This is a genomic window from Flavobacterium sp. DSP2-3-1, assembly GCF_049896865.1.
In the GTDB taxonomy this organism is placed as follows: Bacteria; Bacteroidota; Bacteroidia; order Flavobacteriales; family Flavobacteriaceae; genus Flavobacterium.
This window is the reverse complement of record NZ_JAFCVD010000005.1, coordinates 221,399-240,171: the sequence shown is the minus strand read 5'-3', so window position 1 is coordinate 240,171 and position 18,773 is coordinate 221,399. Positions and strand designations below refer to the sequence as shown.

Here is an 18,773-nt window from a genome sequence, read left to right as displayed (position 1 = left end):
TTATGATTTTCACTTCATCATTGTAATTTATCGTGAGAAATTTACATTTTTCAATGTTATGCAACTTATGGAAATTACAAAACGTAAAAGCGCAAAACCACTTTTTTCAAATTAAAATAAAAAGAATTGCGCATCGCTAATTTTTTTTTAATTTTCTTTAATCTTGAATTGAATGATTTGAGACTTGTTTCTGTACAAATATAAAAACGGTAAATTATTAGAATATTTTTTAGTCTAAAGTGGCACTAATCCAATGTCAAAGCTCCTAAAATTTCTTCAGACATGAATGGTCCGCCTGGATATTTCGCGGTGTAATCCAGATTCAACCATATTTGACCCCGTTCGTCCACGTGGTAATGAAGTTTGTTTTCATTGCTTTCATTTACAAATAAAATGTTTTTAATTAGAAAATTGACTTTTTCTAAATCAGTCAGAGATCCTATCAGTATTTCTGGATAAATATGTCCAGTAGTATGAATTAATCTGGGAGTTCCACCAATCGACTTAATTGCGGCGGCCATTAGAATCGAATGATCGTCACAATCCCCAGAGAAATAAAGTAAAGATTCCGTAGCCGTAGCGATATAATCACGTGCTTTTGGGTCACTTACATAGTTCCATCTGCTGTTGATTTCTTTAAAAACGGCAAAGCATTGTATTATGGTTCTATAATCCGAATATCCTTTTATGTCTTTAAAATGTTTGGTGGTGGCCATAACCGCAAAATTCCTGATTTTTGGATTTTGATATTCTATAGCATTGATAATTTTTGATTTATTGGGAAACGGAAGCAACTTTGCAATAATAATATCTTGCGGATATGGATTGTCTGACATGGTGTACATAATTGAATTGTAATCTTCAAAAACGCTGTTAAAGCCATAGTTACCAATTGTAGAACCGTAAACTAAAACCAAGAAATATAGAATGATACAAAATAAAATAATCGTTCTCAAGAAACGAAGGATGATTTGAATGACAACAATCATCACCAAAAATAAAATTACCCTGTCGATGTTCAGAAACCAATTGGGATTGATTAAATTCTGGTGAACAATGATAAATAATGGAATAGCAATTAATATGTTAAGGATAAAAATCATAACGTCATCCCAAGGTTTTTTAACCCGGAATCGCTGTTTAATACCCTGAAAATTAATTTCTTTTATTTTTATCATAGTAAAAATAAAAACAGTATTCTAGACTGTTTTCACAATGTCCTCAAAAGTACCTTTTTTATCGATAATTTTAAGTTGAAAAAGTTGATTTTGAACTTTGTTTAACATTTCAACTGATAATGATTTTTGTGACCAATGCGTTAACGACAACCATTCTTGGATATCTTCTATTTTTTGATGGTACCTTAAAGCCAAAGTTTTTTCAATACTGGGAATATCTTTGAATTCCTCTGTAGTTTGATTAATGATTGCTAAAATTTTTGAAATAAGGACTGGATTGTTTTCCAAAACTTCCTCACGAACCGCAATCACAAAACAAGGCCAAGGCGTTGGGCAATCAGCAATTCTTCTAAAAATGCCTTTGTCGACTAATGGTTTGGTCATGAAACGTTCCCACATAAAATAATCAGCAGTTCCGTTTGATAAAGCTTCAACAGCTCCATCTATGGTATTTACAATTTCGAATTGAAGATTATCTGTTTTCCAACCCTGATTATCGGCGTTGACATACGCCATTAATTGCGAACCGGAACCCAATCTGGAAATAGCCACTTTTTTATTTTCTAAATCAGATAATGTTTTGAAATTTGAGTGTGCCGCCACGTGAATTCCCCAAATCAAGGGACTTTCTACATAAACTTGAACTATCTTACTTGGGTTTCCTGCAACGATATCTTTGACAATTCCTTCGGTCAAGATTACGGCAATATCTGTCTCTCCATCACGAAGCATTTGGCACATTTTGCCGGTTCCTTCTGGAACATCAGTCCATCGTAAATCAATATTTTCTTTTTCAAAATCTTCGTTCTCTATGGCTAAATGCCAAGGAAGATTGAAATGTTCCGGAACTCCGGCTATTTTTATAGTTTTCATTTTTTGATTTTTATTGTGAATCGATTTACCTAGCCCTGATGGAAATCGGAAATCCTATTGTGCCGGGGTTCGGCGCAATAGATTGTAGTGTACAGCAGGAAATAGCTCCTAAAATTACACATTAATATCTTTGAAATTATTTAATCTCGCATACCGAATCATACTGGTGAACGCCTCCTGATCCAATTTTGGTATTTCCAGAATAGAGTTCAGCAAAGTGGTGTCATATTCATTGGCAGCTGTAGTGAAATATGGGTTTAAATGTTTTCCAATACTTTCATAATACAATTTTTCAATCGAATTTTTATATTTAAAATCTAACGAATTTTGTATCAAAGTGAAATTAGTATAACCAACTTCTTTCATAATCAACTGCAATCCTTTTATCATATTGAAGCTTTTAGTATTTACAATATTAAGCTGTTCAATATCGTCTCTTTCAAAAGTACTTACAATAACTTTTGCCACATAATCAACAGGAATAATATTCAAAACAGTATCTTCATTGATAATAAAACGCACATTTTCTTGATCTCCTTTTCGTTGGGAAGTGAAGTGAAAGAATTTTGCTAAAAGATAAAAAACCATATATTTCGAAATAAAATACGCATTTTCTGTTCCTAACATTTTGCCTCCAATCACACTTGGACGCAGAATTTGGAACGGTAAACCAATTTTTTTGCATTCCTGAGCTATAAAATTTTCAGAATGAAATTTGGCATTCTCGTAGGCATTGCGATGCTCTGGTTTGAATCCTAAACGATGAAAATCATTGTCAATTAATCCTTTTCGGTTACCGGATGAAAAAGCAGTTCCGATGTAAATAAACTTTTTTATGAAAGGATGAAACAGGTGGAAAAGGGATTTTGTGATTTTGGTATTTTCATCAAAAATCTTTTCGCGTTGTTCTTCATCGGTAGATAAATTCACGAATCCAGCAGAGTGAATTAAATAAGCATCTTTTATTTTGCTAGAAATAGTGTCCTGAATGACAGCCAAATCAACATCGATGATTTCAATGTATTCGTGCAGTTTTGCTATGCCTTTGTCTTTTATGATTTTAGGCGTATAACTGCTGGATAAAAGTTCGTTTATTCGATCTACAGCGGAATTTTTACCTTTATTTCGTGCAATAATAAAGAGTTTTCCATCAATTTTAGTGTTGATGAAAAGCTCCAGAATTTCATACATAATATGAGATCCCAAAACTCCTGTTGCACCTGTAAGTATTATTTTCATTATTAGTTTTGTTGTAAAAGCAAAGGTAGTTTTAAATACTAAATATTTCAGGTTTAAAGCCGTATCGAGTTTATTTTAGAGTCAATCAATAATTATCAATCTTTTGTTTTCAAATCAGAAATAACAATTCGGAATCCATCAGGATCAAGAAACATTTTGCCGTTTTCATTCCAATATGGATTCTTGGAGGTTATAATTGAAATATTGCTTTTTAAAATGCTTTTTATTAAGGTATTATATTCTAAAATAGTTTCAGGATAGAGTACTAAAATATCATCTTCATCAAAATGATGATTGGTTTTTAAGTTTGATTTTGTAAATTCAAAATGCCAATCTAGTTTTGGTTTTCCAATAAAAACACCATCATAATTGTTGTGGTTTTGAAAACCTCCAAGACGTTCAAAACCAAGAACATTAATATAAAAATATTCTATTTTTTCTAAATCGTCGATGTGTCTTGCGATACGTAAGTTCATGTTTTTATAAATCTGAGATCAAAAATCGTTAATCTACATTCTTAAATCAAAAGCTATTTACTCAATTTATCCAGCGTATATCCAATCAATTCATCAACAGCTTTGTACGGATCTTCACTAAATGTTCCCGAAGCACGATTGGCAATGATCGCGTTTAATGACAATGCTTGATGTCCTAAAAGGGCGGAAAGTCCATAAATTGCGGCTGTTTCCATCTCCAAGTTTGTGATTTGGTTGTCACCAAATGTAAAATTATCCATCTTAGAATTTAATGCTTCATCTTGAATATTTAAACGCAATACACGTCCTTGTGGACCGTAAAAACCACCTGCAGTTGCGGTAATTCCTTTGTGCATTTTGTCGCTCTCTATCATCTTTTCCAGTTTTTCGGAACAAGCAATTACGTATGGTTTTCCTTTTTTTAAATCCCAATTGGTGTGTTTCACAAAGGCGTCTTCCATTTCAAGATCTGAGACCTCGTCAATCAAATAGGAGCGGAGCATGTTGTCTAATCCCAGACCAAATTTTGACATCACAAAACTGTCAACGGGAATATCTGCCTGTAAAGACCCCGAAGTTCCAATACGGATAATGTTCAGGGAAGTCAAATTTTCTTTTGGTTGACGGGTTGTAAAATCAATATTGACTAAAGCATCCAATTCGTTCATTACAATATCAATGTTATCTGGACCAATTCCTGTTGACAGCACCGTAATTCGTTTGCCTTTAAAAATACCGGTTTGGGTTTTGAATTCTCTTTTTTGAGTCGAAAATTCGATAGTTTCAAAGAATTGTGTGATTTTCTCCACGCGATTTTGATCTCCTACAAAGATGATATCGTGTGCAATATGTTCTGGTTTTAAATTCAAATGGTATACGCTTCCGTCTGGATTTAAGATTAATTCTGATGATTGTATCATTGTTTTTTTGTTTGATCTTGAAGGTTAAAGTTTGATAAACAGAACACTAATGACGGAACACTTTTTACCCGCCAACACGTTTTGTTTTAAATCCTTTTTCTTTTAAAATAGTCATTATTTTATCTCGATAATCACCCTGAATGATGATAGAATCATCTTTGAAAGTTCCGCCAACACTCAATTTAGTTTTGATTTCCTTGGCAAGAATTTTAAAATCTTCGTCGGTTCCTTCATAACCTTCAACTATAGTGGTCGCTTTTCCTTTTCGTTTTTCAAATTTGCAAATCATAGGCTCTTTTTGAACGTATAATTCATGTGCCACTTCTGTAATTTGCTCTTCAGGCAATGGTTCGTGATCCGGAAAAAGGTTTTTTAATTGGTCTTGTAAGTCCATATTATATTTAAATTATTTTTTACCACATAGAATCATAGCCATATTTTATAGAATGAGGCGTTTTACTTTTTTAAAGTAAAACATTGCTATGTAAATTCAAAAATGGTTTGTATTATTCTGTTCTATCTATGTTTCTATGTGGTTAAAATTATGCTGTTTTCTTTAAGTCTCCACCATTAAAAAAAACAAAAGACATTAAGCATACACTTAATGTCTTTTGGTATCTGAAGTAAATTTAAGTTTATTTTTTAATAAGTCCCAAATCTACTAAACGCTCGTATAAATAGGCTCCTGCCGTTATATCTTCGAATTTTTTTGGGTGTTCTGCATCAATACAATTTTCTAGACAATCTAATTTCATGTCACTCACCGGATGCATAAAAAACGGAATAGAATAACGTGAAGTTCCCCATAATTCTCTTGGTGGGTTTACCACTTGATGAATCGTTGATTTCAATTTGTTATTAGTATGACGCGATAACATATCACCCACATTGATAACTAATTCATCCGATTCAGCAATGGCATCAATCCATTCTCCATCGTGCTTCTGCACTTGCAACCCTTTTCCTTGCGCACCCATCAATAAAGTAATCAAGTTGATATCACCGTGAGCTGCTGCACGAATGGCGTTTGCTGGTTCAGAGGTTATCGGTGGATAATGAATAGGTCGTAAGATTGAATTTCCGTCTTTGGCATATTGGTCAAAATAAAATTCATCCAAACCAAGGTGTAAAGCCAAAGCTCTCAAAACATAAACGCCGGTTTTTTCAAGCATTTGGTACGCTTGTTTACCTACAAGATTAAAACGGGGAAGCTCTTTTACTTCAACGTTTTCAGGATACTCAGATGCGTATTTTGAATCTTCAGAGACGTATTGTCCAAAGTGCCAAAACTCCTTTAAATCGCCTTCTTTTCTGCCTTTAGCATGCTCTGTTCCAAAAGAAACATAGCCTCTTTGTCCGCCAATGCCAGGAATTTCATAACTGTGTTTTGTTTCTAAAGGTAAAGCGAAAAAATTTCTGATTTCACCATACAATTCATCAACCAACTGGTCGTCTAAAAAATGCCCTTTGAGTGCCACGAAGCCAATATCTTCAAATGCACTTCCGATTTCATTTACAAATTTTTGTTTACGTTTCGGGTCGTCCGAAAGGAAATCACGCAAGTCAACACTGGGAATGTTTTGCATACTTTTTAAATATTTTTTAATAACTTGAAGGCCTAAAACCTTGCAGATACAAATGTAAAGAATAATTTTATATCTTAATTTTAAACTTAGGAGTAAAATAAAAATATATAACAAAATACATTCAAACTGTTATATTTTTTTATCTTTGAACCATACAATAAAACTTAAAAATGACTTTTGACAGAAAAAATCTCACGGATTATCAATTATTAGATTTATACAAACGGTTACTTAAACCAAGACTTATAGAAGAAAAAATGTTGATTCTAATTCGTCAGGGAAAAGTATCAAAATGGTTCTCCGGAATTGGCCAAGAGGCTATTTCTGTTGGTGTCACGGCAGTTTTAGATTCGGATGAGTATATTTTGCCTATGCATAGAAATCTTGGTGTTTTCACCGGAAGAGACATTCCGTTGTACCGACTTTTTTCGCAATGGCAAGGCAAAGCCAATGGTTTTACCAAAGGTCGTGATCGAAGTTTTCACTTTGGAACACAACAATACAAGATTATAGGAATGATTTCACATTTGGGCCCGCAATTAGGCGTTGCTGATGGAATCGCTTTGGCGAATAAATTAAAGAAAAACGGAAAAGTTACGGCAGTTTTTACTGGTGAAGGAGCAACAAGCGAAGGAGATTTTCATGAAGCTTTGAACATTGCTTCGGTTTGGGAATTGCCGGTGCTGTTTGTGATAGAAAATAACGGTTACGGACTTTCGACTCCAACGAATGAACAATATAGGTGTGAAAACCTCGCCGATAAAGGAAAAGGCTACGGAATGGAAAGTCATATTGTGGATGGAAATAATATTCTGGAAGTATATAATTTGTTATCTGACTTGAAGGCTTCGATGAAAGTAAATCCGCGTCCCGTTTTATTGGAATTCAAAACCTTCAGAATGCGTGGGCATGAAGAGGCGAGTGGCACCAAATACGTACCGCAGGAGCTAATGGATGTGTGGGCGATTAAAGATCCTGTAGAAAATTACAGAAAATATTTGGCAGAAAACGGAGTTCTTACAGCTGATTTTGATGCGGCTTTGAATGCTGAAATAAAAAAGGAAATTGATGAAAGTTTGGCTATTGCCAACGCCGAACCTGAGATTGAAGCTTCTTTAAGTGAAGAGCTTAATGATGTTTACAAATCGTATGTTTTTGAGCAAGTTAATCCTTCAGAAGAGAATGAAAATATCCGTTTTGTAGATGCGATTTCTAGCAGTTTGAGACAATCGATGGAACGCCATGAAAACTCAGTAATCATGGGTCAGGATATTGCTGAATATGGCGGTGCTTTCAAAATCACAGATGGTTTTGTAGCGCAGTTTGGAAAAGAACGGGTAATCAACACACCCATTTGTGAAAGCGCAGTGGTATCGGCAGGAATGGGATTGTCCATTAATGGATACAAAGCGATTGTGGAAATGCAGTTTGCTGATTTTGTTTCGACTGGTTTTAATCCTATTGTGAATTTATTAGCCAAATCACATTACCGATGGTTAGAAAAAGCCGATGTTGTGGTTCGGATGCCTTGCGGCGGCGGAACACAAGCAGGACCTTTTCATTCGCAAACCAATGAAGCTTGGTTTACCAAAACTCCAGGTTTAAAAGTTGTTTATCCGGCATTTCCTTATGATGCAAAAGGACTTTTAAATACGTCTATAAACGATCCAAATCCGGTATTATTCTTTGAGCACAAACAATTGTACAGAAGCGTTTACCAAGATGTACCAAAAGAGTATTATACCATTCCATTAGGAAAAGCCGCTTTATTGAAAGAAGGGAATGATGTTACAATTATTTCGTTTGGTGCAGCCGTGCATTGGGCTCTATATACTTTAGCAAAAAATCCTGAAATTTCGGCTGATTTGTTGGATTTAAGAACCTTGCAACCTTTGGATATAGAAGCTATTTTTGCATCGGTGAAGAAAACAGGAAGAGTGATTATTTATCAGGAAGATTCTATGTTTGGTGGAATAGCCAGTGATATTTCGGCAATGATAATGGAAAATTGTTTCAAATACCTTGATGCGCCAGTAAAACGAGTGGCAAGTTTAGACACGCCAATTCCATTTACAAAAGCATTGGAAGATCAATATTTACCAAAAAGCAGATTCGAAAATGATCTGAAAGAACTATTGGCGTACTAATATTGAAATTATAATTAGGTTATTTTTAGCGTTGTAATTCTAAAAATAACCTAAGATCCAATAGATAATTATAAAAATTAGAATTGTACCAAAACAGCCACCGCCTAGTTTTTTGGCACCATAACCTGCGAGAATTGTTTTAAAAAATCCATTCATAAGTATTTGATTTAAGTATTTCTAAATTTAAAATTTATTTTTGGAACTGCAAATTTTATTTTAAATAAAAAAAACTAGATGTAACGTAAGATCAGATCGTTATAACAACTAGTACTGGTCGAAAAAGTGACAATCAGTGCAGTACGTTGGATCATTAAATATTATTATAAATCAAATAATAGTGGTTTTTATTAAAACAAATACTTAACAGATACTGAATTTATCGGTAAGTAGTTAGCAATAGAAGCAAGAATTTATAATATGCATCGCGTTTAATATTAAAATTACAGCAATAAAACACAGGAAAAAATATTTAAATTGTTGCAAATAATATTAATCTTTAAAATCTTATCGATTAATCAACTTGGCTTTTTCTTTAATAATATCGCTAATTTTTCGGTTTTCAATTTTGCTTTCCAGCCAGGAGATAATATCTAAGTATAAGAAGGCTCTTTTTTCATAAGTATTTTTTTCTAATTCGATAAAACGCGCTCTCATTTTTACAAATTCCTTTTTGATGTCTGTTGGATAAATGGAGTTTAAATTTTTCAAAAACTTAATGATTTCTTTTTGCACTTCATGCAAATCATTCATTTTGATTAGGAATTTATAAGTGTTTTTCAACTGATTTTCCAGATAATAATCTTTTCCTAATTCGTAATGAGCGATCAAACATAGTAGTCTGGCAAAGCACATTAAATCTTCCCGCATCGAAAGATTTTTGTTGTTTATTATTTTCTCTAAATAGAAAATACATTCAACATATTTTTCGTTCCCGAAATAAATAGATGCAAATTTATAATAAAACAACATTTCGTGATGTTCATCAAGATGGTCCGTATGAATTTTTAATTTATTTAATACATCGGGAATTAAGTATTCGCTTTCTGCAAAGGTTCCTTCCAGAATATGGTAATTTAATTTATTGTTATAGACATATAAGAATGATAATGACGCGATGTTGTCATTAACCGGAAAATGGGAATCTTTAATAGTATCTTCCAGCAGTGATAAATACTTTTTGAATTTTGATTTGTATTTCAACATGTATAAAGATTCCAATAAATAATGATTTCCTTTTAGGAAAAATACAGGATTTAAATGAATCATGCCAGGATTATCGTAAAAAAGTGTTACCCATTTCAAAGAATATTTATAGCATGATAAAAAATCCTGGACTAAAAAACTTCGCCAAAGATTGGCATTGTAAAACCAATATTTCTCCCGAAATCCAAATTTTTTATCATCAAATTTGGAAATGTGTTTTCTAAAATAGTCGTCTATGTATTTATATTCCTCGTCACTTTTTACGTAACCGGTTTTAAGCATTATACCATATAATTGAAGGGATAAATTGGATAATTTACTGGAAATGGTATTGCGATAATTCAGTTCTTTGGCCTGAATAACTAATTCATCAGCGCGTCCTTGAATACTTCGTGTAATGTATTGTGATTCAATAAGTTTTTCGAATTCTACAATTTCATACGCCATGAGTTTTTCGTCATTTTCTAAAGCTAAAATCTTTGTTTTATCCAAGATTTTTAAACTCTGCTTGTACAACCCTTTATTGTACAATATGGCAGCAAAATCAATTTGTTCTCTAAGCTGATATCTAATGTTTTGACTCGGGATATTCAATCGAATACTTACCAAAATTTGTTTGTACAAATAGGATTTAAGATTTGATAATTGCACTTTTTTAATGATGCCACTTTTCAAAATGAGTTTCTCATCGTAGACTTCTGATTTGTCAAAAATATTGAATAGTTCGATGAACTTTGTATTGGAACTGGTTTCCAATCGGCTTGCAAAAATCTTGAATTGTCTTTTTTCAGATTTTGAAAGGGATTTAATTAATACAAACAAGAAATCTTTTTGATGGTTAGCCATTGTAGAATGTAGTCTCTTAATGTTATGTTTTTCAGTTGATTACAAAGTTTTTAATTGCTTTATAAGCAGTATATTTCATTAAATTGAGTTTTAGAATAAAGAAATGAAAGATATTTTTGTTGTCAAGTTGTGAAATTACATTAAATAAATGAAAATGAATAGAGAGAAAGTTCAAATTTTTGATACCACTTTGAGAGATGGCGAGCAGGTTCCAGGATGTAAATTAGATACCAATCAAAAACTTGTTATCGCAAATCGACTCGATGAAATGGGCGTTGACATTATTGAAGCTGGTTTTCCTGTTTCTAGTCCAGGTGATTTTTTATCTGTTTTAGAAATAAGTAAGGTTGTTAAAAATGCAATTGTTTGCGGATTAACAAGAGCAGTGAAAAATGATATTGATGTAGCTGCTCAAGCTTTAAAACATGCAAAAAGACCTCGTATACATACTGGAATTGGAACTTCTGATTCGCACATAATACACAAATTAAACACAACTAGAGAAGATATTATAGCCCGAGCAAAATTTGCCGTTTCACATGCTAAATCGTATGTTGAAGATGTAGAATTTTATGCGGAGGATGCTGGTAGAACGGATAATGAATTCTTGGCTCGAGTCTGTGAAGAAGCAATAAAATCAGGTGCAACCGTACTTAATATTCCAGATACAACTGGATATTGTTTACCGGAAGAATATGGTGCAAAGATTAAATATTTAAAAGAAAATGTTAAAGGCATTGAAAACGTAATCTTGTCTTGTCACTGTCATAATGATTTAGGAATGGCAACAGCAAATTCTATTGCAGGAGTTATAAATGGAGCCAGACAAATTGAATGTACCATAAACGGAATAGGGGAGAGAGCTGGAAATACTGCTCTTGAAGAAGTGGTAATGATTTTTAAACAGCATCCGCATTTAAATTTCGATACCAATATCAATACACGTCAGCTGAATGAAATGAGCCGATTGGTTTCTGAAAGTATGGGAATGATGGTGCAATCCAATAAAGCGATTGTTGGCGCGAACGCTTTTGCGCACAGCTCCGGAATTCATCAGGATGGAGTGATAAAAAATAGAGCAACATATGAAATCATGGACCCTTTAGAAGTAGGTGTCAATGAATCATCAATAGTGTTAACCGCCAGAAGTGGTAGAGCAGCGTTGGCCTACAGAGCCAAAAAAGTTGGGTACGAACTTACAAAAGTACAATTGGATGTGGTTTATGGTGAGTTTTTAAAGTTTGCCGATATTAAAAAAGAAGTGTTGGATGGTGATATTCATCAGATAGTTGAAGCGTGTAAAATGAATAAGGAATTGATCCTTAATTAAAATATTTTAAATTCTATTACAAACTAAATCCTACTATTATGAATTTAAAAATAGCAGTACTTTCAGGAGACGGAATAGGTCCGGAAGTAATCTTACAAGCCAAAAAAGCATTGTATGCAGTTGGAGTGGTGTTTGACCACGAGTTTGTTTTTGAAGATGCTCTTATTGGTGCTGTTGCCATTGAGAAAACAGGAACTCCATTGCCGGAGCAAACATTAAACTTGTGTTTGAATACGGACGCAATATTATTTGGAGCAGTTGATGATTCCAATTATGATTTGGTTTCAAATTCAAAATTATGTCCCATCGAAGGATTGTTAAAATTAAGACAAGCATTAGGATTATATGCAAATATAAGACCTATAAAACCATATAATGACTTATTGGATTTATCTCCTTTGAAAAGAAAAATAATCGAAGGTGCTGATTTTGTAATCTTCAGGGAAATATCGGGAGGATCCTATTTCAGCGAAAAAAAGAGTAACGAACAAGGAACTTTAGCATCGGATTTATGTGAATATTCAGAAGAAGAGATCATTAGAATCAGTCATTTGGCTTTTAGAACGGCGCAAAAAAGACAAAAAAAATTGACTTTGGTTGACAAAGCCAGTATTCTTGAAACTTCAAGATTATGGAGAAAAGTGGTTACAGAAATTGCTGAAGAATATCCTGATGTAACCTTAGAATTTCTTTTAGTTGATAATGCTGCCATGCAAATTATTATTAATCCAAAACAATTTGATGTCATTTTAACTGAAAATTTATTTGGGGATATTTTGTCTGATGAAGCTAGTGTAATTACTGGTTCAGTAGGATTAATTCCATCGGCATCATTAGGAAGTTCAACTGCGCTTTTTGAGCCTATTCATGGTTCTTATACTGATGCAAAAAGTAAAAACATTGCCAATCCTATTGCATCAATAGTATGTGCGGCGATGCTTTTGGAACACTTTGGCCTTTATGTAGAATCTCAGAAAGTATACGAAGCAGTACACAAAGCAATCGAGTTAAACGTCGTCACGGCAGATTTGAATCCGTATTCCAAATTTGGAACAAATGAAGTTGGAGATTTTATTTCGAATTATATTTTAAGCAAAGACGACCTATATTTTAAAAGTGACAATGTCTACATAGGGCAGTCTACAATTGTTTAAACTTTGAAATAAAATAATTTACATACAAATAATCATATGATGGAATTAAATAAATACAGCAAGACTATTACTCAAGATGAAACACAACCAGCTTCTCAGGCCATGTTGTACGGAATTGGATTAACGGAAGAAGATCTTAAAAAAGCACAAATCGGAATCGTGAGCATGGGTTATGACGGAAACCCTTGTAATATGCACTTAAACGATTTGGCTAAAGATATTAAAACAGGCGTCTGGGCAGCTGATTTAGTTGGTTTAATTTTTAATACTATTGGCGTCAGTGATGGAATTTCAAATGGTAATGATGGAATGCGTTTTTCTTTAGTTTCTCGTGATGTTATTGCCGATTCTATCGAAACTGTTATGGGAGCACAATGGTATGATGGAATGATTGCTGTTCCAGGTTGTGATAAAAATATGCCAGGAGCTGTAATGGCGATGGGTAGAGTAAATCGTCCTTCTATCATGGTTTATGGAGGATCTATTCACCCAGGGAAATGGAAAGGTGAAGATTTGAATATTGTTTCTGCTTTTGAAGCATTAGGAAAAAAATTTAACAACACCATTACACCTGAAGATTTTAAAGGCGTGATACAAAATGCTTGTCCGGGAGCAGGTGCTTGCGGCGGTATGTACACTGCTAACACCATGTCATCTGCGATTGAAGCTTTAGGGATGAGTTTACCTTACAGTTCTTCTAATCCTGCTTTGAGTCCAGAAAAGAAACAAGAATGTGCTGATGCTGGTGACGCTATCAAAATATTATTGGAAAAAGATATTAAGCCTAGAGATATTATGACTCGTAAAGCATTTGAAAATGCGATTACAATTGTGGCTGTTTTAGGAGGTTCTACTAATGCGGTTATGCACTTAATTGCAATGGCACATTCAGTAGGTGTCGATCTTACATTAAAAGATTTCCAAGATATTAGTGATAAAACACCATTGCTCGCTGACTTAAAACCAAGCGGTAAATATCTAATGGAAGATTTACATAATGTTGGTGGCGTCCCGGCAGTAATGAAATATTTATTGAAAGAAGGTTTTTTACATGGAGATTGTTTAACGGTAACCGGAAAAACAATTGCTGAAAACTTAGCTTCAGTTCCTGATTTAAACGATGGACAACAAGTAATTCATGAAATCCAAAAAGCATTAAAAACCACAGGAAATATTCAGATTTTATACGGAAACATAGCTTCAGAGGGTTGTGTGGCTAAAATTAGTGGAAAAGAAGGTGAGTTTTTTGAAGGTACAGCGGTAGTTTTTGAAAATGAACACGATGTAATAAAAGGTATTAAAGAAGGCGAAGTAAAACCAGGAAATGTGGTGGTTATTAGGTACTGTGGTCCAAAAGGCGGTCCGGGAATGCCCGAAATGCTTAAACCAACATCCGCAATTATGGGAGCTGGCTTAGGAACTACTGTTGCTTTAATTACTGACGGACGATTTTCTGGAGGGTCTCACGGTTTCGTAGTAGGACATGTCACTCCAGAAGCCTATGAGGGTGGCGGAATTGCATTAATTGAAAATAGTGATGTGATTACTATTGATGCTGTGAAAAACACTATCAATCTAAAAATATCTGACGAAGAATTGGCAAAACGTAAAGCCAACTGGAAAAAACCGGAATCACCCATTAAACAAGGAGTGTTACTCAAATATATGCGTTCGGTCTCAAGTGCCTCTGAAGGATGTGTAACCGATAAATAGTCCTCCCCCCAACCCCCTCCGAAGGAGGGGGAGTCGAGACTGAAAATTCAGAAGTGAAAAAACAATTCCCTTGCATTATCCCTCCCCCTCCTTCGGAGGGGGTTGGGGGGAGGAAAAAAAATAAATGTATATATGGAAAATAATAAAATATCCGGCGCCGAAGCCGTTATAAGATGCCTTTTAGAAGAAGGGGTAAATTTGGTTTATGGCTATCCAGGTGGAGCCATAATGCCAGTTTACGACGAATTATATAAATTTAAAGATCAATTGCACCACGTTTTAGTGCGTCATGAACAAGGCGCAACTCATGCAGCACAAGGTTTTGCGAGAGCAACAGGAAAAGTGGGAGTTGCGATTGCAACTTCGGGTCCGGGAGCAACAAATTTAGTCACCGGAATTGCTGATGCGCAAATCGATTCAACTCCAATGGTTTGCATTACGGGACAAGTTGGGAAGCATTTATTGGGTTCAGATGCGTTTCAAGAAACAGATATTATTGGAATTTCCACCCCGGTAACAAAATGGAATTATCAAATTACGGAAGCTTCAGAAATTCCTGAAATCATGGCTAAAGCATTTTACATTGCTAAATCTGGTCGTCCAGGTCCCGTATTAATTGACATTACAAAAAATGCTCAGTTTGATAAGATCGAATTTAGCTATAAAAAATGTACCAGTATTAGAAGTTACAATCCAAAACCAATTTTGAATCTTGAAAAAGTGGCAGAAGCGGCAGAGATAATCAATACTGCAAAAAAACCATTTATCATATTTGGACAAGGAATTATTCTTAGTGAAGCGGAAGCGGAGTTAAAAGCTTTGGTAGAAAAATCAGGAATTCCGGCAGCTTGGACCATTTTAGGGCTTTCGGCATTACCGACTGATCATCCACTGAATGTAGGAATGGTGGGAATGCACGGGAATTACGGACCTAATGTTTTGACGAATGAATGTGATGTTTTAATTGCGCTTGGGATGCGTTTTGACGACCGTGTTACAGGAAATTTAGCTTTTTATGCAAAACAAGCCAAAGTAATTCACTTTGAAATTGATCCATCAGAAATAGACAAGAATGTAAAAACTGCCGTGGCTGTTTTAGCCGATCTAAAAGAATCTTTAACCGCTTTACTTCCTTTAATCGAAAGTAACACGCATGAATCTTGGCACAATGAATTCAAAGCTAAATATGAGATTGAATTAGAAGCAGTAATCAATGACGAGTTAAAACCCAAAAAAGAAGGCATTTCTATGGGAGAAACTATTGAAATGATCAACAAACATTCTAAAGGAGATGCGATTATGGTATCGGATGTGGGACAACACCAAATGTTTGCGTGCCGTTATGCCAAATTCAATTCGACAAAAAGTAATGTGACTTCAGGAGGTCTAGGAACTATGGGATTTGCATTGCCTGCGGCTATAGGTGCCAAAATGGGAATGCCAGATCGTGAAGTTGTCGCCATTATTGGTGATGGAGGTTTTCAAATGACGATTCAGGAATTAGGAACTATTTTTCAAACCAAAGTTCCCGTGAAAATTGTAGTGCTAAACAATGAATTTTTAGGGATGGTACGCCAATGGCAACAATTGTTTTTTGACAAAAGATACGCTTCTACGGAAATGACCAACCCTAATTTTATTACCATTGCCGAAGGTTACTATATTAAAGCTAAAAAAGTAACAAAAAGGGAAGATTTAGATGCGGCCGTTGAAGAAATGATGGCTTCAAAAGAATCGTATTTCCTTGAAGTTATGGTAGAAAAAGAAAATAACGTATTCCCAATGATTCCAACAGGAGCGTCGGTTTCAGACATTCGTTTGTCCTAAAATAGTTATTATGGTTGATCGTTTAATCGATTAAACGGTTAACTAATCAAACAACAAAAAAATGGAAAATAAAACATTCACCATTTCTGTTTATTCAGAAAACAACGTTGGCTTACTAAACAGAATATCCGGAATATTCTTGAAACGCCACATCAATATTTTGAGTTTAAATGTATCCGAATCTGAAATTGAAAATGTTTCAAGATTTATCATTGTAGTCAACACAACCGAAAAATGGGTCCACAATATAGTTGGACAAATCGAAAAACAAATCGAAGTCATTAAAGCGTTTTATCATATTGACGAAGAAACTATTTTCTTGGAAAATGCATTATTTAAAATTGAATCGAGCTTGCTTTTTGATGAGAAACAAATTCAGAATATAATAAAAGAAAGCCACTCCCAAATAGTCACGGTTGCAAGAGACTTTTTTGTGATTTCAAAATCCGGACAACGTGCTGAAATAGAATCGTTGTACAAAAAATTAAAACCTTATGGAATCATGCAATTTGTTCGCTCCGGAAGAATATCTGTTTCCAAAGCAAAAATGGAGATTTCAACATTATTAGAAGAACTTAAACAAGAACCAGTTTAATTTTCAATTAGTAAACCTATCAATTATTAAATTTTACAATCATTAAAAAATAAAAAATGGCAAATTATTTCAATTCCTTACCACTTAGATTACAACTAGAACAATTAGGCGTTTGTGAATTCATGGATCAATCTGAATTTGTAAATGGAATTAAAGCATTAGCAGGAAAAAAAGTAGTCATTGTTGGTTGCGGAGCACAAGGTTTGAACCAAGGTTTGAACATGAGAGATTCTGGATTGGATATTTCTTATGCATTGCGCGCAGATGCAATTTCAGAACAAAGAGCTTCGTTTAAAAATGCTTTTGATAATGGATTTAAAGTGGGAACATATGAAGAATTAATTCCAACTGCTGATTTGGTTTGTAACCTTACGCCGGATAAACAACATACTGCTGTCGTTACGGCAATCATGCCTTTGATGAGAAAAGGTTCAACATTAGCGTATTCTCATGGATTTAATATTGTTGAAGAAGGAATGCAAATTCGTAAAGACATCACTGTAATTATGTGTGCGCCAAAATGTCCAGGATCAGAAGTGCGTGAAGAATATAAAAGAGGTTTTGGTGTACCAACTTTAATCGCTGTTCATCCTGAAAATGATCCAAACGGTGAAGGTTTCGAGCAAGCAAAAGCATACGCAGTTGCTACTGGTGGTCACAAAGCAGGAGTTTTAAACTCTTCATTTATAGCAGAAGTAAAATCGGATTTAATGGGAGAGCAAACCATTCTTTGCGGAATGTTACAAACAGGTTCAATATTATGTTTCGATAAAATGGTCGAAAAAGGAATTGAACCAGCGTATGCTTCAAAATTGATTCAATACGGTTGGGAAACAGTAACGGAAGCTTTGAAACACGGTGGGATTACAAATATGATGGATCGTTTGTCAAATCCTGCAAAAATTGAAGCTTACGAATTGGCAGATGAATTAAAAGACATCATGCGTCCGTTATTTCAAAAACACATGGATGACATCATATCTGGAGAATTTTCAAAAAACATGATGATTGACTGGGCAAATGATGATGTCAATTTATTGACTTGGAGAGCTGCAACTGCAGAAACAAACTTTGAAAAAAAAGCGCCAACAGCTGCGCATATTTCAGAGCAAGAGTATTTTGACAATGGTGTTTTGATGATTGCAATGGTAAAAGCAGGTGTAGAATTGGCTTTTGAAACCATGACACAAACAGGAATTATTGAAGAATCAGCATATTATGAGTCTTTACACGAATTGCCTTTAATAGCCAATACAGTAGCCCGAAAAAAATTATATGAAATGAACAGAATCATTTCTGATACTGCAGAATATGGCTGTTATTTATTTGATCATGCTTGTAAACCGTTATTAACGGATTTCATGAAAAAAGTTGATACTAATGTAATAGGAAAACCTTTTTCAACTTCAAATGGAGTAGATAATGCGGTTCTTATTGCTGTTAACAAAAGTATTCGTCAGCATCCAATTGAAGAAGTAGGGGAATGGTTAAGAGAATCGATGATTGCAATGAAAAAACTAGGGTAAATAATACGATTGAAATTATTACACAAAAAGGTGTGCCGGGATTAGCGCTATATCATTTGATTTCTTACTTTTTGAATTAGTTATAAAATGTTACAATGATAAATAGATATGGTTGCTTTTACATTCACTTAACTTTAAATTTGTTAGAAGTTAAGTGAAG

At 34.2% G+C, this 18,773-nt stretch carries 15 protein-coding genes; 7 read left to right on the top strand and 8 right to left on the bottom strand.

Features of this window, described 5'->3' with window-relative positions:
• Positions 1-245: 245 nt before the first annotated feature.
• From ACP7AT_RS08000 to ACP7AT_RS07970, 7 genes are all read right to left on the bottom strand, one after another.
• Positions 246-1,178, bottom strand: coding sequence for a transglutaminase (locus ACP7AT_RS08000; protein ID WP_426063818.1), 933 nt, complete (start codon positions 1,176-1,178; stop codon positions 246-248).
• A gap of 21 nt (positions 1,179-1,199) precedes the next feature.
• Positions 1,200-2,051 carry a substrate-binding domain-containing protein gene (locus ACP7AT_RS07995; protein ID WP_426063817.1) on the bottom strand — a complete coding sequence of 284 codons (852 nt, stop codon included), beginning with the start codon at positions 2,049-2,051 and terminating at the stop codon, positions 1,200-1,202.
• Positions 2,052-2,165: 114 nt separating this feature from the next.
• Positions 2,166-3,290, bottom strand: a complete 1,125-nt coding sequence (locus ACP7AT_RS07990) for an SDR family oxidoreductase (protein ID WP_426063816.1) — start codon at positions 3,288-3,290, stop codon at positions 2,166-2,168.
• Between the two features lie 95 nt (positions 3,291-3,385).
• Positions 3,386-3,766 carry a VOC family protein gene (locus ACP7AT_RS07985; RefSeq protein WP_426063815.1) on the bottom strand — a complete coding sequence of 127 codons (381 nt, stop codon included), beginning with the start codon at positions 3,764-3,766 and terminating at the stop codon, positions 3,386-3,388.
• 53 nt (positions 3,767-3,819) lie between these two features.
• Positions 3,820-4,686, bottom strand: coding sequence for a nucleoside phosphorylase (locus ACP7AT_RS07980; protein WP_426063814.1), 867 nt, complete (start codon positions 4,684-4,686; stop codon positions 3,820-3,822).
• A 64-nt stretch (positions 4,687-4,750) separates the two neighbouring features.
• On the bottom strand, positions 4,751-5,080 hold the full coding sequence (locus ACP7AT_RS07975) for a translation initiation factor (RefSeq protein ID WP_426063813.1): 330 nt from the start codon (positions 5,078-5,080) through the stop codon (positions 4,751-4,753).
• A 241-nt stretch (positions 5,081-5,321) separates the two neighbouring features.
• Positions 5,322-6,272: an isopenicillin N synthase family dioxygenase gene (locus tag ACP7AT_RS07970; protein ID WP_426063812.1), complete on the bottom strand. Its 951-nt coding sequence runs from the start codon at positions 6,270-6,272 to the stop codon at positions 5,322-5,324.
• Between the two features lie 170 nt (positions 6,273-6,442).
• Between ACP7AT_RS07970 and ACP7AT_RS07965 the strand changes: the two genes are divergently transcribed.
• Positions 6,443-8,419 (top strand): alpha-ketoacid dehydrogenase subunit alpha/beta, encoded by a 1,977-nt coding sequence (locus ACP7AT_RS07965; protein WP_426063811.1) that lies wholly within the window; start codon positions 6,443-6,445, stop codon positions 8,417-8,419.
• A gap of 504 nt (positions 8,420-8,923) precedes the next feature.
• Here the strand turns inward: ACP7AT_RS07965 and ACP7AT_RS07960 are convergent.
• The gene (locus ACP7AT_RS07960) at positions 8,924-10,468 is read right to left on the bottom strand and encodes a hypothetical protein (RefSeq protein ID WP_426063810.1); all 1,545 of its coding nucleotides are present in this window, start codon (positions 10,466-10,468) and stop codon (positions 8,924-8,926) included.
• A 154-nt stretch (positions 10,469-10,622) separates the two neighbouring features.
• Between ACP7AT_RS07960 and ACP7AT_RS07955 the strand changes: the two genes are divergently transcribed.
• The 6 genes from ACP7AT_RS07955 to ilvC all read left to right on the top strand — a co-directional run bounded on the left by ACP7AT_RS07955 (position 10,623) and on the right by ilvC (position 18,613).
• Positions 10,623-11,798 carry a 2-isopropylmalate synthase gene (locus ACP7AT_RS07955; protein WP_426063809.1) on the top strand — a complete coding sequence of 392 codons (1,176 nt, stop codon included), beginning with the start codon at positions 10,623-10,625 and terminating at the stop codon, positions 11,796-11,798.
• Positions 11,799-11,836: 38 nt separating this feature from the next.
• Positions 11,837-12,952 carry a 3-isopropylmalate dehydrogenase gene (gene leuB, locus ACP7AT_RS07950; protein ID WP_426063808.1) on the top strand — a complete coding sequence of 372 codons (1,116 nt, stop codon included), beginning with the start codon at positions 11,837-11,839 and terminating at the stop codon, positions 12,950-12,952.
• A 39-nt stretch (positions 12,953-12,991) separates the two neighbouring features.
• The gene (gene ilvD, locus ACP7AT_RS07945; protein ID WP_426063834.1) at positions 12,992-14,665 is read left to right on the top strand and encodes a dihydroxy-acid dehydratase; all 1,674 of its coding nucleotides are present in this window, start codon (positions 12,992-12,994) and stop codon (positions 14,663-14,665) included.
• A gap of 132 nt (positions 14,666-14,797) precedes the next feature.
• Positions 14,798-16,492: a biosynthetic-type acetolactate synthase large subunit gene (ilvB, locus tag ACP7AT_RS07940; protein ID WP_426063807.1), complete on the top strand. Its 1,695-nt coding sequence runs from the start codon at positions 14,798-14,800 to the stop codon at positions 16,490-16,492.
• Positions 16,493-16,553: 61 nt separating this feature from the next.
• Positions 16,554-17,087, top strand: coding sequence for an acetolactate synthase small subunit (gene ilvN / locus ACP7AT_RS07935; RefSeq protein WP_426063806.1), 534 nt, complete (start codon positions 16,554-16,556; stop codon positions 17,085-17,087).
• Positions 17,088-17,143: 56 nt separating this feature from the next.
• A complete protein-coding gene (gene ilvC, locus ACP7AT_RS07930) occupies positions 17,144-18,613 on the top strand; it encodes a ketol-acid reductoisomerase (protein WP_426063805.1) in 1,470 nt (489 codons plus the stop codon).
• Positions 18,614-18,773: the final 160 nt, after the last annotated feature.

Bases quoted from the DNA above. Each gene is read 5' to 3' on its own strand.
- ACP7AT_RS07995 (WP_426063817.1), bottom strand. From the start codon at position 2,051: ATGAAAACTATAAAAATAGCCGGAGTTCCGGAACATTTCAATCTTCCT.
- ACP7AT_RS07985 (WP_426063815.1), bottom strand. From the start codon at position 3,766: ATGAACTTACGTATCGCAAGACACATCGACGATTTAGAAAAAATAGAA.
- ACP7AT_RS07975 (WP_426063813.1), bottom strand. From the start codon at position 5,080: ATGGACTTACAAGACCAATTAAAAAACCTTTTTCCGGATCACGAACCA.
- ACP7AT_RS07980 (WP_426063814.1), bottom strand. From the start codon at position 4,686: ATGATACAATCATCAGAATTAATCTTAAATCCAGACGGAAGCGTATAC.
- ilvD (WP_426063834.1), top strand. From the start codon at position 12,992: ATGGAATTAAATAAATACAGCAAGACTATTACTCAAGATGAAACACAA.
- ACP7AT_RS07960 (WP_426063810.1), bottom strand. From the start codon at position 10,468: ATGGCTAACCATCAAAAAGATTTCTTGTTTGTATTAATTAAATCCCTT.
- ACP7AT_RS07955 (WP_426063809.1), top strand. From the start codon at position 10,623: ATGAATAGAGAGAAAGTTCAAATTTTTGATACCACTTTGAGAGATGGC.
- ilvN (WP_426063806.1), top strand. From the start codon at position 16,554: ATGGAAAATAAAACATTCACCATTTCTGTTTATTCAGAAAACAACGTT.
- ACP7AT_RS08000 (WP_426063818.1), bottom strand. From the start codon at position 1,178: ATGATAAAAATAAAAGAAATTAATTTTCAGGGTATTAAACAGCGATTC.
- ACP7AT_RS07970 (WP_426063812.1), bottom strand. From the start codon at position 6,272: ATGCAAAACATTCCCAGTGTTGACTTGCGTGATTTCCTTTCGGACGAC.
- leuB (WP_426063808.1), top strand. From the start codon at position 11,837: ATGAATTTAAAAATAGCAGTACTTTCAGGAGACGGAATAGGTCCGGAA.
- ilvB (WP_426063807.1), top strand. From the start codon at position 14,798: ATGGAAAATAATAAAATATCCGGCGCCGAAGCCGTTATAAGATGCCTT.
- ACP7AT_RS07990 (WP_426063816.1), bottom strand. From the start codon at position 3,290: ATGAAAATAATACTTACAGGTGCAACAGGAGTTTTGGGATCTCATATT.
- ACP7AT_RS07965 (WP_426063811.1), top strand. From the start codon at position 6,443: ATGACTTTTGACAGAAAAAATCTCACGGATTATCAATTATTAGATTTA.
- ilvC (WP_426063805.1), top strand. From the start codon at position 17,144: ATGGCAAATTATTTCAATTCCTTACCACTTAGATTACAACTAGAACAA.